Raw genomic sequence first — 13,695 nt, 5'->3', positions numbered from 1 at the left:
CGCGCGGCGCCGCGCCGGTCCCGGTCGCCAGCTGCGCGGCGGGGACGACGTCGCGGGCGCCGAGGCAGAACATGTCCTCCTCGACCGGGCGGATCAGCGACCCGGCCCCCGCGCCGGCGGAATCGCTCGCCGCGCGCCACGGGATGCCGCGGACGACGGCCGCGGCCACGCGGCCCAGCTTGCCGCGCACGAGCTCGCTCGCGGAGGCGATCTCGTCGACCTGGGCGAGCGCGGTCACCGCGAGCGGGTGCCCGTGGGTGTCGACGGCGCCGCGCAGGTCGCGCAGCGCGGGGATGCCCGCCGAGCCGAGGGCGATGTCGACCAGCCCACCGCGCCACGGGCGGCCCACCGTGTCGGTGACGACGACGGCGACGTCGCGCCCGGTCAGCTCCCGCACGCGGGCCCGCAGCGCCGCCGCCGAGGCGTCGCTGTCGAGCGGCAGCAGCGCGACCTCGTCGGCATTGACGTTCGAGGCGTCGACGCCGGCGGCGGCCATCGTCATGCCCTGGCGGGTGCGGACGATCCGCACGCCGCCGCGCTGCGCGACGACCGCCACGGTCTCGTCGTCGATCGCCTGCTGACGGGTGCGCTGGCGGTGCTCCTCGTCGGTGCCGGTCGGCACCAGCCGGCCCTCCACCTTCGACACGGCCTTGGACGTCACCGCGAGGATGTCGCCGTCCTCGAGCCACGGCGCGGCGGTGCAGACCGCCGCCGCGAGGTCGTCGCCGGGCCGGAAGTCCGGCAGCCCGGTGATCGCGCGGACGACGTACTGCTCGGGCAGCTGCTCCGCCGGCCCGGCCCCGTTCATCGGGTGCGGCCCGCGACGTCGACGGCCGCGCGCACCATCGCGGCCGTGGTGGCCGGATCGGTCATCAGCAGCGGGGCCTCCTCGACGAGCACGCCGTCGATGGGGCCGCCGTCCCCGGGCGCCACCAGCCAGCCGTCCAGGACGCCGCCGGTGCTCCGCGCGCCGTAGTTCCGTCCGACGGCGAGCGCGGTCGGCTCGACGCCGATGACGCCCAGGCAGACGTCGGCCATGCCGCGCAGCGGGGCGCCGCCGATCAGCCCGGCGGTGCCGATCACGGGCGCCGGTGTGGCGCGCAGTGCCTCGCGCAGCGCCGGCAGGCCGAGGATGGTGCCGATGCTGACGACCGGGTTGGACGGCGCGATGAGCACGAGGTCGGCACCCCCGAGGGCCTCGAGGACCTCGGGGGTGGGCCGGGCCTGCTCCAGGCCGATCTGCACGAAGCCGCTGGTCGGGACGCCGGCGCGGTAGCGCACCCACCACTCCTGGAAGTGGATCGCGCCCGCGCGCTCGCTGCCGGGCACCGTGCAGACGACATGGGTCTCGACCCGCTGGTCACTCATCGGCAGCAGCCGCACCCCCGGCGCCCAGCGGGTGCACAACGCCTCGGTGACGTCGGTGAGCCGGTAGCCGGCATCGAGCATCTGGGTGCGCACGAGATGGGTGGCGATGTCCTTGTCGCCGAGGGAGAACCACGTCGGGCCGGCGCCGTACTCGCGCAGCTCGTGGCCGACGGTCCAGGTCTCCCCGACCTGGCCCCACCCGCGCTCGTCGTCGTGCGCGCCGCCGAGGTGGTACATCACCGAGTCGAGGTCGGGGCATACCCGCAGGCCGTGCATGGTCGCGTCGTCGCCGGTGTTCACGATCGCGGTGACCTCGGCACCGACCTCGCGGGCGTACTCCCGGACGCCGAGCAGGTACCGCGCGCCCCCCACGCCGCCGGCGAGGACGACGATGCGTCGGGGAACGGGGGAGGAGGACGTCGATGGCGCGGTCACGCGCTACATCGTGCCACCTCGCAGGCGGCGCACCACCGTCTGGTATCGGCGCCGTTGATTTGAGTGAATATCACCATTCGACTTGACGGAGCGGCAGCGACACACGTGTAATTACAACCATGTCCTTCTGCGGAGGGACGGCAGAACCGCAGCACACGAACACTGGAGACGGCCCGCGCCGTCACTCAAGACGCGCACGAGGGTCGATATGGAAGGGGCCGTCACTGTGACCGAACCGCAGGCATTCACCCACGATCTCTGGGGCGCCGGCGTCGAGGAAGAGCAGGAATGGCAGGAGCGCGCGCTGTGCGCTCAGACAGATCCTGAAGCCTTCTTCCCCGAGAAGGGTGGCTCGACGCGAGAGGCCAAGAAGATCTGCGTCGGGTGCGAGGTACGCGACGAGTGCCTCGAGTACGCCTTGGCGAAGGACGAGCGCTTCGGCATCTGGGGCGGTATGTCGGAGCGGGAGCGCCGGCGTATCAAGAGCCTCCGCCGAACCGCCTCGTAGCCGCAGGGCCGGGCACCGCGCCCGGGTTCGCACCATGACGGCATCTCGCCCTGCGCGAGATGCCGTTCGTGGTTTCCGCCGGCCGGTTTCGGCCGGGCCGGACGGTTGTCAGGGCCCGCAGCGGGGCGGCGACGCCCCGAAGCGTTGCCGGTCAGCCGTCCCCAGGCCTGCTGGTCATCGGTCCGCGGGCGGCCGGCCGTTCGGGTCGCGCTAGCGTCCGGGGTCGATCTCGTCCGGATCGATGCCCAGCAGGTTGGCCAGCTGCTCGACGATGACGTCGCCGACCAGCGCCTGCAGGTCCGAGGGGGATTTGCCGCGCACCTCCAGCGGCCGCCGGTAGACGACGATCCGCGGCAGGTGCTCCCGGCCGAGGCCGTCCACGTGGCCCGGGATCAGCCGGGACAGCGGCACCGACGAGTCCTCGATGACGTTGGGCTGGTGGATGACGTCGTCGATGTGCGCGTGGGTCACCGGCGGCACGTCCTCGACGGCCAGCTCGACCTGCTCCATGATGCGCTGCCATTGCGGGTCCAGCTGCTCGACGATGTCGAGCACAAGGTCGTCGAACAGCTCCGCCCGCGAACGGTGGACCGGGACCGTGGACGGGAACAGCGGCCCTCGCAGCCCGTGACCGCGCCGGTCCCGGGCGCGCGGAAAGTGCGGTCGGTACATGCGCCAACCCTATGCCGCGAGGGTGGGGCGGCACGCTCCGGCGCGCCGCCGCGGGAGCGCTGCTCGCGGGCCGCCGCGACCCGCTGCGTGCGGCACCGTCCGGGTCGCGACACGCCGCCGCCGCGCGCGCCGGTTACCCGGCACCCGGGGCGCGCGCGGTTACGCTTCGAGACGTGAAATCCGTCCGCAGGTGCAGCAAGCCCGAGTGCTTCCGGGCTGCCGTCGCGACGTTGACCTACATCTATGCCGAGTCGACGGCCGTCGTCGGCCCGCTCGCGTCGTACTCCGAGCCGCACAGCTACGACCTCTGCGAGGTCCACGCGTCGCGGCTGACCGTGCCGCGCGGCTGGGAGGTGCTGCGGCACGAGGTCGATCCGACCGACGTCGGGCCCAGCACCGACGACCTCCTGGCCCTCGCGGACGCCGTGCGGGAGGCCGCCCGCCCGCAGCCCGAGCTGCCCGACATGCCGGCGCCCCCGCCGAGCGCGCCGCAGGGCCGGGGCCGCCGCGGCCACCTGCGCGTCGTGCCACCGTCCGGCTAGCCGAGAACGTCCGCGCCCGGCGGCCGCGCGCCGGACGGTAGTGCCTGCCAGAATGGCCGGTATGCAGATCGCGCAGGTTCTCGACAAGATCGTCAAGGCGTACGACGTCCGAGGGCTGAGCCCGCAGGAGCTGTCGCCGGAGGTCGCGACCCGGCTCGGTGCCGCCTTCGCCCTGTGGCTGCGCGAGAACGACCTCGGCGCGAAGGTGGTGATCGCCGGGGACATGCGGCCGAGCACGCCGGCGCTCATCGACGCCCTCGCCGACGGCATCACCGCGCAGGGTCTCGATGTGCTCGTCGCCGGGCTCAGCTCCACCGACCAGCTGTACTTCGCCTCCGGCGACCTGCGCCTCCCCGGCATCCAGGTGACCGCCAGCCACAACCCGGCGACGTACAACGGCATGAAGCTGTGCCGGGCGATGGCCGCCCCGATCGGGGCCGACTCCGGGCTCGCCGACATCAAGGCGCTCGCCGCCCGGGAGCTGGCCCCCGCGGCCACCCGCGGACGCCGCTCCGAGATCGACACCCTCCAGGCGTACGCCGACCATCTGCACGCGCTCGTTCCGCTGAGCGCCATCCGGCCGCTGAAGATCGTGGTGGACGCCGGCAACGGGATGGCCGGGCTGACCGCGCCCGTGGTGCTCGGGCGCACCACCGCGACGATCGTCCCGATGTACTTCGAGCTGGACGGCTCCTTCCCCAACCACCCCGCCGACCCGCTGAACCCGGACAACCTCGTCGACCTGCAGGAGGCGGTGCGCGCCCAGCAGGCCGACCTCGGCCTGGCGTTCGACGGGGACGCCGACCGCTGCTTCGTCGTCGACGAGCACGGCGACCCGGTGTCGCCGTCGGCGATCACCGCGCTGATCGCCGACCGCGAGCTCGCCAAGGCGCCGGGGCAGACGGTGGTGCACAACGTGATCACCTCCAAGACCGTTCCCGAGGTCGTCTCGGCGGCTGGCGGCATCCCGAGCCGCACGAAGGTCGGGCACTCGAACATGAAGGCGCGGATGGCCCAGACCAACGCGGTGTTCGGCGGCGAGCACTCGGCGCACTACTACTTCCGCGACTTCTTCTTCGCCGACACCGGGATGCTCGCCGCGATGCACGTGCTGGCCGCTCTCGGCGAGCAGGACGGCCCGCTGTCCCAGCTCGTCGCCCGGTACGACCGGTACGCCGCGAGCGGCGAGATCAACTCGACCGTGGCCGACACGTCCGCGGCGCTGCGCGCGGTTCGCGCGCACGCCGAGCAGCGGGGCGCGCGGATCGACGACCTCGACGGCATCACGGCCGACTTCCCCGACGGCGCGTGGTTCAACGTGCGGCCCTCCAACACCGAGCCGCTGCTGCGGCTGAACGTCGAGGCCCGCGACGCCGACCGGATGAGCGCGCTCCGCGACGAGATGCTCGCGCTGATACGCCGCTAGGGTGCGTCCGGCGGCCCCGCGGCTGAGCCGGATCCGCCGGTCGAGCGACTAGGCTGGATCCGCCGACCAATCGTGGAGATGACGACATGCCGCTGATCGACCCCGAGCTGATGAAGATCCTCGCCTGCCCGTGCGAGCAGCACGCACCGTTGCGCGAGGTCCCCGCGGGAGAGGCGGGCGCCGGTGACGAAGGTGGTCTGGAATGCACCGCCTGCGGGCGGCTGTTCCCCATCCGGGAGGGCATCCCGGTCCTGCTCCTCGACGAGGCCGTCGAGCGTCGCTGATCGGAGCGGGCGGTGGACCTCGACGACGCACGAGCGGTGGCGGCGGCCGACCCCGGCCGGCTGCTCGCGCTCGCCAGCACCGGGGCGCTGATCCGGGAGCTCGCTCGCGGGCGGCTGCCCTCGGCCGCGATCGTCGCGGGTGCCGAGCTCGGTAGCGCGTCCGTGCTGGTCAGCGACCTCATGCCCATGGAGTACGCCGACGTGCTCGCCGACCTGCTCCTCGAGCTGGGCGCTCCGGTCGCCGCGTCCCCGGCCGTCCTCGACCCGACCTCCGACTATCCCCGCGCCGCCGACCTGGTCGTCGTCGCGAGCGTGAGCGGCGGCGAGCACGCCCTCCTCGCCGCGCTGCAGCTCGCCGCCGGCCGCGGCGCGACCGTCATCGCGGCCGCGCCGGAGGGCAGCCCGATCGCCGCCGCCGCAGCCGAGCGCCGCGCCCTGCTGCTGCTCTCGCCGCCGGACGACCCGGACGCGACGTGGTGGGCCGCGTACGCCGGCTGTGTCGCCGCGTTCCGCGGCGCGGCCGCCCTCGAGGGGCTCGCCGACGCGCTCGACGACGCGGCGGCCGAGCTCGGCCCGATCCGCGCCACCTACGAGAACCCGGCGAAGCAGCTCGCCGTCCTCGACGGGCCGCTGCTGCTGATCGCCACCGACGGCCCGGGCCGCATCCTGGCCAGGGCGCTGGCGGCCGAGCTGGGCTCGACGCCGTTCCGTCCGGTGCGCTGCATCGACGTCCGGCGCGGGATCGCGGAGCTCGTCGACATCGGGCGCAGCGCCGGTGGGCGGGGTACCCACGACCTGTTCTACGACCCGCTGATCGACGGTGGTCCGGGATCGACGCCGAGCTGGCAGCTAGTCTTGTTGCCGACGGTTCGCGGCGATGAGCTCGCGGACGACGCGGTGCGCGCCGCAGAGTCCATCGGTGCGCTGCTTTCGTTGAGCCAGCCCAGCGACCGTGCCGAGTGGACCGCGGCGGGACTCGTCCTGCTGGCGAAGATCAGCGGTGCCTATCGGGCGCTGCAGCAGCGAGAACGGGAGTGACGGCCAACCCAGAGGTGCGGCCAACGTGACGATGTATCGCCTGAAGAACGAGACCCGGAACTACGCGTGGGGTAGCCGCGAGTTCATCCCGCACCTGCTCGGGGAGCAGCCGGGTGACCGGCCGCAGGCCGAGCTCTGGCTCGGTGCGCACCCGATGGGCTCGTCGCGCATCGTCGAGCTCGACGCGTCCCTGAAGGACCAGATCGCCGCGGATCCCGAGCGCCACCTCGGTCCACTGGTGAACGCCGAGTACCCGGAGCGGCTGCCGTTCCTGCTCAAGGTGCTCGCCGCCGCCCAGCCGCTGTCGCTGCAGGCCCACCCCAGCCCCGCCCACGCCAAGGTCGGCTTCGCCGCCGAGGAGGAGCGCGGCGTCCCGCTGGATGACCCCAAGCGCTCGTACAAGGACCCGTTCGCCAAGCCCGAGCTGTTCGTCGCCCTGACCACCTGCGAGGTGCTCTGCGGCTTCCGGCCGGCCGCCGAGGCTGCCGACCTGCTCGGCCGGCTCGGCATCAGCGCGCTGAGCCCCTACATCGCCTCGCTGCTGACCGGCCGCGCCGCCGACGGTCTGCGGGTCGTCGTCACGACGCTGCTGAGCATGCCGGAGGCGGCCAAGATCGACATGGCCACGCGGGTCGTCGAGGAGTGCCGACGGGTCATCGACGGCGGCGATGCCGGGCCGTCGGTCGAGGCCTACCGCTGGGCGGTGCGCCTGGGGGAGGCATACCCCGGCGACGTCGGGGTCGTGCTGTCGCTGCTGCTCAACCTGATCACCCTCGAGCCCGGGCAGGCCATCTTCGTGGGCGGCGGCAAGATGCACACCTACCTGCACGGCAGCGGGATCGAGGCCCAGGCCAACTCCGACAACACGCTGCGCGGGGGACTGACCCCCAAGCACGTCGACGTCGCCGAGCTGCTGCGGATCATCGACTTCGAGCCCGCGCTCGACCAGGTGATCGAGCCGGTTCCCGTCGAGGAGCACAGCACGCACTGCGCCGGCGCCCGCACCTGGCCCACGCCGGCCCGCGAGTTCGCGCTGTTCGACTGGGAGATCGCCGGCACGCCCCGGCTGCTGAAGTCCGCCGGCCCGAGCATCGTGCTGTGCCTGGACGGCGCGGTGCACCTGACCAACCACGGGGACGACCTCGAGCTCGTCAAGGGCGAGTCGGCCTATATCGCCGCCTCGGAACCGCACGTCACGGCGACCGGCAAGGGCCGGCTCATGCACATCACCGTCGGACAGGTCCCGCGCTCGAAGTGAGCACCGCGACCCCTCGGCCGGCCGCCCGGGCCGCCCCCGAGATGCGGCCGGTCGCCTAGAATCGATCCGCGGGAATCCGCACCCCGGCCGCCACCGGCCCCTGCAGAGGAGATCCATGCCCAACCAGCTGTCCGTCGAGCGCGCCGCCAACGGCCTCGAGTACAAGGTCGCCGATCTGTCACTGGCCGAGTTCGGCCGCAACGAGATCCGGCTCGCCGAGCACGAGATGCCCGGCCTGATGGCGCTGCGCAAGGAGTACGCCGACAGCCGGCCGCTGCGCGGCGCCCGCATCACCGGATCGCTGCACATGACCGTGCAGACCGCGGTGCTGATCGAGACGCTCGTCGCGCTCGGCGCCCAGGTGCGCTGGGTCTCCTGCAACATCTTCTCCACCCAGGACCACGCCGCCGCAGCGGTCGTCGTCGGGCCCGAGGGAACGGTCGAGGACCCGCGCGGCGTGTCGGTGTTCGCCTGGAAGGGCGAGACCCTGCCGGAGTACTGGTGGTGCAGCGACCAGGTGCTGCGGTGGGCGGGCGAGAGCGGGCCCAACATGATCCTCGACGACGGCGGCGACGTCACGCTGCTGGTGCACAAGGGCGTCGAGTTCGAGAAGGCCGGCGCCGTGCCGCAGACCGATGAGAACGACTCCGAGGAGTACGGCGTCATCCTCGACACGCTGCGCGAGAGCCTCGCGGCCGACCCGCAGCGCTTCACCACGATGGCCGCCGAGATCCGCGGTGTGTCCGAGGAGACCACGACCGGCGTGCACCGGCTCTACGAGCTCGCCCGCGCCGGCGACCTGCTGTTCCCGGCGATCAACGTCAACGACGCGGTCACCAAGAGCAAGTTCGACAACAAGTACGGCTGCCGGCACTCGCTGATCGACGGCATCAACCGGGCCACCGACGTGCTGATCGGCGGCAAGGTCGCGGTCGTGTGCGGCTACGGCGACGTCGGCAAGGGCTGCGCCGAGTCGCTGCGCGGCCAGGGCGCGCGGGTGATCGTCACCGAGATCGACCCCATCTGCGCGCTGCAGGCGGCGATGGACGGCTACCAGGTCGCCCGGCTCGAGGACGTCGTCGCGCAGGCCGACATCTTCGTCACCACGACCGGCAACCGCGACATCATCATGGCCGAGCACATGGCCGCGATGAAGCACCAGGCGATCGTCGGCAACATCGGCCACTTCGACAACGAGATCGACATGGTGGGCCTGGCCCGCACGCCGGGCATCAAGAAGGTCGACATCAAGCCGCAGGTGGCCGAGTGGCAGTTCCCCGACGGGCACTCGATCATCGTGCTGTCCGAGGGCCGGCTGCTGAACCTCGGCAACGCGACCGGGCACCCGTCGTTCGTGATGTCCAACTCGTTCACCAACCAGACCATGGCGCAGATCGAGCTGTTCACGAACGCCGGCGAGTACGCCAAGGACGTCTTCGTGCTACCGAAGGTGCTCGACGAGAAGGTCGCCCGGCTCCACCTGGACGCCCTCGGCGTGCGGCTGACCGAGCTGAGCAAGTCGCAGGCCGAGTACATCGGCGTCGACGTCGCCGGGCCGTACAAGCCGGACCACTACCGCTACTGATCCTCGGTGACGCGCGGGAAACAAGGTCACGGAGTTGTCGCGATCGCGGCCGTAGACTCGTGAGCGAGCTGCCGGCGAGCGGCAGGCCCGCCGACGAAGGGTAGGGACGGACCTACATGAAGCCTCGGATCCTGGTGGTCGACGACGACCCGGCACTCGCGGAAATGCTCGGCATCGTCCTGCGCAACGAGGGCTTCGAACCGGCGTTCGTCGCCGACGGCTCCCGGGCGGTCTCGGCCTACCGCGAGCTCAAGCCCGACCTGATCCTGCTGGACCTCATGCTCCCGGGGATGAACGGCATCGACGTGTGCCGGGCCATCCGCGGCGAGTCCGGCGTCCCGATCGTCATGCTGACCGCCAAGGCCGACACGGTGGACGTCGTGCTGGGCCTGGAGTCCGGCGCCGACGACTACATGGTCAAGCCGTTCAAGCCCAAGGAGCTCGTGGCGCGGATCCGCACCCGGCTGCGGCGCATCGAGCCCGAGTCCGCCGAAGAGCTGCAGATCGCCGGCCTCAGCATCGACGTGCCCGGGCACCGGGTGACGCGGGACGGCGAGAACATCGCGCTCACCCCGCTGGAGTTCGACCTGCTCGTGGCGCTCGCGCGCAAGCCTCGGCAGGTGTTCACCCGCGAGCTGCTCCTGGAGCAGGTCTGGGGATACCGGCACGCCGCCGACACGCGCCTGGTCAACGTGCACGTGCAGCGGCTGCGCTCGAAGATCGAGCGCGACCCCGAGCATCCCGAGATCGTGCTCACGGTCCGCGGCGTCGGCTACAAGGCAGGCCCGCCGTAAGCAGCTCGCCCCTCGAGGCCGAATCCGCCGCCCGGCCGGTCGCCGCCCAGCGCACCGTCCGCGCGCTGGGGATGCGCTACCTCGACCTCACGCGCGAACGGGTCGCGGTCATCGGCGCGCAGATCGCCACCCGCTGGCGGCGCTCGCTCCAGCTGCGCGTCGTGGCCCTCACCCTCGCGCTCACCGCGGCCGTCGTCGCGATCATCGGCTACGTGCTGATGACGCAGATCCGCGACCAGCTGCTCAACGCCAAGCAGCGGGTGGCCATCGAGCAGGCGAGCACCGGCGTCCGGCATCTCGAGCAGCAGATCGCCATCGTCGGTGGCGGCAGCGGCCAGTCCTCGCTCAGCGAGACGGTGCGTACCAGCGTCTCCAGCCTGCAGGCGCGCAGCACCGCGGCCGGGCAGTTCTACGTGCTCGCCGTCGAGCGCAACGACGCCGGCGCGATCGTGCGCACCATCGCCAGCCAGTCGGCGCCCAGCAGCGCCGAGCTGCCGCGCGACCTGCAGAAGCAGGTGCGCAAGGGCAACCTCGTCCACGAGTACGCCACGGTGCAGATCGACCGGGTGACCACGCAGGTCCTCATGGTCGGCTCCCCGGTGCCCGGCGACTACGCGGGGTACGAGCTGTACTACGTGTACCCGCTGCAGAACGAGATCGACGTGATGACCTTCGTCGAGCGCACCGTCATCGCGGCCGCGCTGGCGTTCATGGTGCTCATCCCCGGCGTGGGCCTGCTGGTCTCCCGGCTGGTCGTGCTGCCGGTGCGCGAGGCCAGCGACATCGCCGAGCGGCTCGCCGACGGCAACCTGCAGGAGCGGATGGACGTGCGCGGCGAGGACGACCTGGCGCGCCTGGCCACCTCCTTCAACAAGATGGCCGGCTCGCTGTCGAGCCAGATCGCCCGCCTGGAGCTGCTCTCGCAGGTGCAGCAGCGGTTCTCCTCCGACGTCTCCCACGAGCTGCGCACGCCGCTGACCACGGTGCGGATGGCCGCCGAGATGCTCTACGACTACCGCGAGGACTTCCCGGACATCGCGGCGCGCAGCGCCGAGCTGCTGCACGCCGAGCTCGACCGGTTCGAGGCGCTGCTGAAGGACCTCCTGGAGATCTCGCGGTACGACGCCGGCGGCTTGGCGCTGGACGCCGAGGTCGAGGACGTCCCCGCGCTGATCACGCGGGTGGTCGACGCCTACCGCTCGCTCGCGGCCGACCAGGGCTGCGAGCTCGTCGTGCGGATCGCCGACGACGTCGGCACCGCCGAGATCAGCCCGCGTCGCATCGAGCGGGTGCTGCGCAACCTCATCGCGAACGCGCTCGAGCACGGCATGCACGAGCCGGTCGAGATCGACGCGGCCGCCGATGACGAGGTCCTCGCGATCTCGGTGCGCGACCACGGCATCGGCATCGACGAGACCGCGGCCGAGCACCTGTTCGACCGGTTCTGGCGCGCGGACCCCTCGCGGGTGCGCAAGCTCGGCGGCACCGGCCTGGGCATGGCGATCTCGCTCGAGGACGTGCGCCTGCACGGCGGCTGGCTGCAGGTGTGGGGCAGCCCCGGCCGCGGCACCTGCTTCCGCGTCACCGTCCCGCTGCGGGCCGGCGAGACCGTCACCCACTCGACGCTTCCCCTGGTACCGGACGGCCAGACCGGCGGCGCGGCCGGCGGGGTCCCCAGCGTCGTCCCGATCATGCCGGCGCTAGAGGCCGGTCCGGTGCCCACGCCCGCCCGGCCGAGGGAGGGGAGCGAGTGATCCGCCGCCTGCTGCTGGCCCTGGTCGCGCTGTTGCTCGTGACCGGCTGCTCCGGGGTGCCCGAACGCAGCGACCCGGTCGTCGTCGGGCCGCCGCCGAGCGGCGCCGACGACGCGGACAGCGCCGGCATCCAGCCCGGGGGACCGGACCCCGGCGCGCCGACGGACGAGATCGTCCGCGGCTTCATCAAGGCCCTCACCGCCACCGACACCTCGTACGCGGTGGCCCGCGAGTTCCTCGTCCCCGAGGTCCGCAAGAGCTGGTCGCCCAGCGAGGACGTCACCATCATCGACCCGTCGGTGGGCGCGACCCCGGGAGCCGAGGAGGGCACCGTCCGGTTCAACGCCAAGCGGCTGGCCCGCGTCGACGAGCAGGGCACCTACCACCTCGACGCGGGGGCGATCGATTACGGCTTCCGGCTCAAGCAGGTGAAGGGCCAGTGGCGCATCGTCAACCCGCCGGGTGACCTCGTCATCGACTCCAAGAGCTTCCAGAGCCTGTACAAGGACGCCAGCATCTACTTCGCCGACCCGAGCGGCACCCGGCTGGTGCCCGACGTCCGGTACTTCCGCACCAACCTGCAGCAGCGCGCGAACCGGCTCGTGCAGGCGCTGATCGACGGCCCGATCAGCGCGCTCGCGGACGGCGTCCGCAACGAGCTCTCCGGCGGCGTGAAGCTGCGGTCCGCGGTCACCTACAAGCCCGACCTGATCACCGTCGACCTGACCGGGCTGGGCCAGAAGAGCGAGGCGCAGCGCCGGATCGTCTCCGCGCAGATCATGTGGACGCTCAACGACCTCGGCGCGACGTCGGCCCGGATCACCAACGACGGCGACCCGCTGCAGATGACGGGCGTCGGCGACATCCAGACCACCAACGACTGGGACCAGTACGACCCCGGCGCGTACCCGTTCAACGCCGCGGCCTACTACATCGACGGCGGCGGCGTCGTCACCGAGACCGGCGCGAAGGTGCCGGGTCCGGTCGGCTCGGGCGAGTACGCGATCAGCGAGGCCGCGCTCTCGGTCGACGGGACCCGGATCGCCGCCATCTCCGCCGGGGCGGGGCAGCCCGTGCTGCGCACCGGTGGCATCAACGAGATCCTCAGCGTCGTCGACCTGCCCGGCACCACGACGCTGACGACGCCGACCTGGGGACCCTCGACCGACGAGTTCTGGGTGGTGCGCAACGGCACCGAGATCGTCCGCGTGTCCAGCAAGGGCGCCCCGAAGAGCGTCGGGGTGTCGGCGCTGGCCGACCTCGGCCCGATCCGGCGGATCGCGCTGTCGCGCGACGGAGCCCGCCTGGCGGTCATCGCGGGCGTGCCCGGCGGGGCGGGGCGGCTGTACGTCGCGACCGTGCAGACGACGGCCGACGCGGTGACGGTCATCAACCCGGTCCTGCTCTCGGCGGACCTCGACGTGTCCGCGGTCGTGTGGCGCGACGCGCGGACCCTGGCCATCCTGGGCCGCCCGAGCCCCACCGGCACCGTGTTCCCGTACACGATGCTGGTGGACGACTCCCAGCGCCAGCAGCTTCCGGCACCCGTGCTGTCCGGCGAGGCGGTCGCGATCGCCGCCGCGCCCGGCAAGGCCTTCCTGTGCTCCATCAACCAGACCGTGCTGAAGCTGCGGGACTCGACCTGGGTGTCGCTGACGCCCGGCGTCGTGGTCAGCGGCGCCCGGCCGTTCTACCCGGGCTGATGGCCGCGCCGTCCTGGCTGCGCGCGGCGGGCGATCTGGTGCTGCCGGTCCGCTGCGTCGGCTGCGGGCGGCGCGTCGACCCGTACTGCGCGGGCTGCCGCGCCGACAGCCTCGACCTGCGGGTGCGCCCGGTCGGCCCGGACCTGCTCGTGGTCGCCGCCGCGAGCTACGACGGTGCCGTGCGGGAGGCGATCCTCGGGTTCAAGGAGCGTGGCCGCCGCGACCTCGCCGGACCGCTCGCGTGGCTGCTGTCGGCGGCCGTGCGCAGTGCCGCCGCCGGGTTCGACGACGCGGTCCTCGTGCCGATGCCGAGCGCGCCCGCGGCCTC

14 protein-coding genes are annotated in these 13,695 nt (G+C 72.5%); 11 read left to right on the top strand and 3 right to left on the bottom strand.

The window, feature by feature from the left end:
* Together F8A92_RS17215 and cofD are read right to left on the bottom strand one after the other, a co-directional pair.
* Nucleotides 1-808: coenzyme F420-0:L-glutamate ligase (locus F8A92_RS17215; protein WP_153506416.1), on the bottom strand; the 808-nt coding region annotated here is incomplete at its 3' end.
* Nucleotides 805-1,803, bottom strand: a complete 999-nt coding sequence (cofD, locus tag F8A92_RS17210) for a 2-phospho-L-lactate transferase (RefSeq protein WP_153506415.1) — start codon at nucleotides 1,801-1,803, stop codon at nucleotides 805-807. The genes cofD and F8A92_RS17215, both read right to left, overlap by 4 nt.
* Before the next feature lie 226 nt (nucleotides 1,804-2,029).
* Between cofD and F8A92_RS17205 the strand changes: the two genes are divergently transcribed.
* A complete protein-coding gene (locus tag F8A92_RS17205) occupies nucleotides 2,030-2,311 on the top strand; it encodes a WhiB family transcriptional regulator (RefSeq protein ID WP_228389540.1) in 282 nt (93 codons plus the stop codon).
* 210 nt (nucleotides 2,312-2,521) lie between these two features.
* Here F8A92_RS17205 and F8A92_RS17200 read toward each other — a convergent pair whose 3' ends face one another.
* Nucleotides 2,522-2,983, bottom strand: coding sequence for a metallopeptidase family protein (locus F8A92_RS17200; protein WP_153506413.1), 462 nt, complete (start codon nucleotides 2,981-2,983; stop codon nucleotides 2,522-2,524).
* Nucleotides 2,984-3,156: 173 nt separating this feature from the next.
* Between F8A92_RS17200 and F8A92_RS17195 the strand changes: the two genes are divergently transcribed.
* The 10 genes from F8A92_RS17195 to F8A92_RS17150 all read left to right on the top strand — a co-directional run.
* The gene (locus F8A92_RS17195; protein WP_153506412.1) at nucleotides 3,157-3,525 is read left to right on the top strand and encodes a DUF3499 domain-containing protein; all 369 of its coding nucleotides are present in this window, start codon (nucleotides 3,157-3,159) and stop codon (nucleotides 3,523-3,525) included.
* A gap of 61 nt (nucleotides 3,526-3,586) precedes the next feature.
* Complete coding sequence (locus tag F8A92_RS17190) at nucleotides 3,587-4,951, top strand: phosphomannomutase/phosphoglucomutase (protein WP_153506411.1); 1,365 nt, start codon at nucleotides 3,587-3,589, stop codon at nucleotides 4,949-4,951.
* 86 nt (nucleotides 4,952-5,037) lie between these two features.
* Nucleotides 5,038-5,235 carry a Trm112 family protein gene (locus F8A92_RS17185; protein ID WP_153506410.1) on the top strand — a complete coding sequence of 66 codons (198 nt, stop codon included), beginning with the start codon at nucleotides 5,038-5,040 and terminating at the stop codon, nucleotides 5,233-5,235.
* A 12-nt stretch (nucleotides 5,236-5,247) separates the two neighbouring features.
* On the top strand, nucleotides 5,248-6,273 hold the full coding sequence (locus F8A92_RS17180; RefSeq protein ID WP_153506409.1) for a hypothetical protein: 1,026 nt from the start codon (nucleotides 5,248-5,250) through the stop codon (nucleotides 6,271-6,273).
* A 31-nt stretch (nucleotides 6,274-6,304) separates the two neighbouring features.
* A complete protein-coding gene (gene manA / locus F8A92_RS17175; protein ID WP_228389541.1) occupies nucleotides 6,305-7,531 on the top strand; it encodes a mannose-6-phosphate isomerase, class I in 1,227 nt (408 codons plus the stop codon).
* Nucleotides 7,532-7,646: 115 nt separating this feature from the next.
* Nucleotides 7,647-9,116 (top strand): adenosylhomocysteinase, encoded by a 1,470-nt coding sequence (ahcY, locus tag F8A92_RS17170; protein WP_153506407.1) that lies wholly within the window; start codon nucleotides 7,647-7,649, stop codon nucleotides 9,114-9,116.
* A 116-nt stretch (nucleotides 9,117-9,232) separates the two neighbouring features.
* On the top strand, nucleotides 9,233-9,910 hold the full coding sequence (gene mtrA / locus F8A92_RS17165; RefSeq protein ID WP_153506406.1) for an MtrAB system response regulator MtrA: 678 nt from the start codon (nucleotides 9,233-9,235) through the stop codon (nucleotides 9,908-9,910).
* Nucleotides 9,911-9,981: 71 nt separating this feature from the next.
* On the top strand, nucleotides 9,982-11,664 hold the full coding sequence (gene mtrB / locus F8A92_RS17160; protein ID WP_153506405.1) for an MtrAB system histidine kinase MtrB: 1,683 nt from the start codon (nucleotides 9,982-9,984) through the stop codon (nucleotides 11,662-11,664).
* On the top strand, nucleotides 11,661-13,367 hold the full coding sequence (locus F8A92_RS17155) for an LpqB family beta-propeller domain-containing protein (RefSeq protein ID WP_153506404.1): 1,707 nt from the start codon (nucleotides 11,661-11,663) through the stop codon (nucleotides 13,365-13,367). Before mtrB ends, F8A92_RS17155 begins: the two co-directional genes overlap by 4 nt.
* The coding region (locus F8A92_RS17150; protein ID WP_407643706.1) for a ComF family protein at nucleotides 13,367-13,695 on the top strand (329 nt) is incomplete at its 3' end. The genes F8A92_RS17155 and F8A92_RS17150, both read left to right, overlap by 1 nt.

It is taken from the genome of Cumulibacter manganitolerans, assembly GCF_009602465.1.
GTDB classification, from domain to species: Bacteria; Actinomycetota; Actinomycetes; order Mycobacteriales; family Antricoccaceae; genus Cumulibacter; species Cumulibacter manganitolerans.
The sequence above is the reverse complement of the archived record's forward strand: the minus strand, read 5'-3'. Positions and strand labels throughout refer to the sequence as shown.

What these genes read in the sequence shown, in the direction of transcription:
- F8A92_RS17200 (WP_153506413.1), bottom strand. Translation starts at nt 2,983, where the DNA reads ATGTACCGACCGCACTTTCCGCGCGCCCGGGACCGGCGCGGTCACGGG.
- F8A92_RS17190 (WP_153506411.1), top strand. Translation starts at nt 3,587, where the DNA reads ATGCAGATCGCGCAGGTTCTCGACAAGATCGTCAAGGCGTACGACGTC.
- F8A92_RS17185 (WP_153506410.1), top strand. Translation starts at nt 5,038, where the DNA reads ATGCCGCTGATCGACCCCGAGCTGATGAAGATCCTCGCCTGCCCGTGC.
- manA (WP_228389541.1), top strand. Translation starts at nt 6,305, where the DNA reads ATGTATCGCCTGAAGAACGAGACCCGGAACTACGCGTGGGGTAGCCGC.
- ahcY (WP_153506407.1), top strand. Translation starts at nt 7,647, where the DNA reads ATGCCCAACCAGCTGTCCGTCGAGCGCGCCGCCAACGGCCTCGAGTAC.
- mtrA (WP_153506406.1), top strand. Translation starts at nt 9,233, where the DNA reads ATGAAGCCTCGGATCCTGGTGGTCGACGACGACCCGGCACTCGCGGAA.
- mtrB (WP_153506405.1), top strand. Translation starts at nt 9,982, where the DNA reads ATGCGCTACCTCGACCTCACGCGCGAACGGGTCGCGGTCATCGGCGCG.